The 1,105-nt window shown below is 71.4% G+C and carries 1 protein-coding gene and 2 pseudogenes; all 3 read left to right on the top strand.

Annotated elements, in window-relative coordinates; genetic code table 11:
• Positions 1 to 548 (top strand): annotated as a pseudogene (locus A6302_RS21765) (ATP-binding cassette domain-containing protein); the annotation flags it as partial.
• Complete coding sequence (locus tag A6302_RS26455; protein ID WP_069308532.1) at positions 545 to 859, top strand: biotin/lipoyl-binding protein; 315 nt, start codon at positions 545 to 547, stop codon at positions 857 to 859. The pseudogene A6302_RS21765 and the gene A6302_RS26455, both read left to right, overlap by 4 nt.
• Positions 835 to 1,105: pseudogene (locus A6302_RS26450) on the top strand (HlyD family type I secretion periplasmic adaptor subunit); the annotation flags it as partial. The gene A6302_RS26455 and the pseudogene A6302_RS26450, both read left to right, overlap by 25 nt.

Raw genomic sequence — 1,105 nt, 5'->3', positions numbered from 1 at the left:
GAACTCGGCCGTCACATCGGCTATCTGCCGCAGAGCGTGGAACTGTTCGACGGCACCGTTGCCGAGAACATCGCCCGCTTCCAAGAGGATGCGGCGCGCCGAGGACGTGGTGGGGGCCGCCCGCGCCGCCGGCGTGCACGATCTCATCGTCCACCTGCCCGAAGGCTACGAGACGCGGATCGGCGAGAACGGCTCGTCGCTGTCGGCCGGCCAGCGCCAGCGCGTGGCGCTCGCCCGCGCCCTCTACTGCGACCCCTTCCTCGTCGTGCTCGACGAGCCCAATTCCAACCTCGACACCGAGGGCGAGGCGGCGCTGACCGCGGCAATCTCCGGCGCCGCGCGCGCGGCGGCATCGTCGTCGTCGTCGCCCATCGGCCGAGCGCGCTGGCCGGCGCGACCAGGTCGCGGTGATGGCCGGTGGCCGCCTCCAGGCGATCGGACCCAAGGAAGAGATTCTCGCCAAGATGACCGTGCGTCCGCCCCAGCCGGCCACGGCCGCAGGGCCGGCGCTCAAGGTCGTCGCCGCGCAGGAGCAGGAAACACGATGACCGCCCGCACCAAGCCGGCCAACGTCACCGCGGCCGCGGAACGCTCGATCCGCCGTCATCTCGTGATCGGCCTTGCCACCGTCGCCCTGCTCGGCGGCGGCATCGGCGGCCTTGCCGCCACCACGGAACTCTCCGGCGCGGTGATTGCGCCCGGCGTGTTCGTGGTCGACAGCTACGTCAAGAAGGTCCAGCACCCGACCGGCGGCATCATCGGCGAACTCGACGTGCGCAACGGCCAGAAGGTCGAGGCCGGGCAACTGCTCGCCCGGCTCGAGACGCGCAGACCGTGGCGCGGCTGGCGATCGTGGTGAAGCGGCTCGACGAGCTGGCCGCCCGCCGCGCCCGGCTCGAGGCCGAGCGCGACGACCTGCCCGAGATCGTGTTTCCGCCCGAGGTCCAGGCCCGCAAGCACCTGCCCGAGGTCGCGCAGATCATGCGCAGCGAAAGCCGCCTGTTCGAGCTTCGCCGCAGCATGCGCGACGGCCAGAAGGCGCAGCTCGCCGAGCGCATCGGCCAGCTGGAGAAGGAACATTCCGGCCTCGTGGTGCAGGAAAAGT

The sequence above is a fragment of the Methylobrevis pamukkalensis genome, from assembly GCF_001720135.1.
Taxonomy (GTDB): Bacteria; Pseudomonadota; Alphaproteobacteria; order Rhizobiales; family Pleomorphomonadaceae; genus Methylobrevis; species Methylobrevis pamukkalensis.
This window is presented reverse-complemented; position numbering and strand designations above follow the sequence as displayed.

What these genes read in the sequence shown, in the direction of transcription:
- A6302_RS26455 (WP_069308532.1), top strand. Translation starts at nt 545, where the DNA reads ATGACCGCCCGCACCAAGCCGGCCAACGTCACCGCGGCCGCGGAACGC.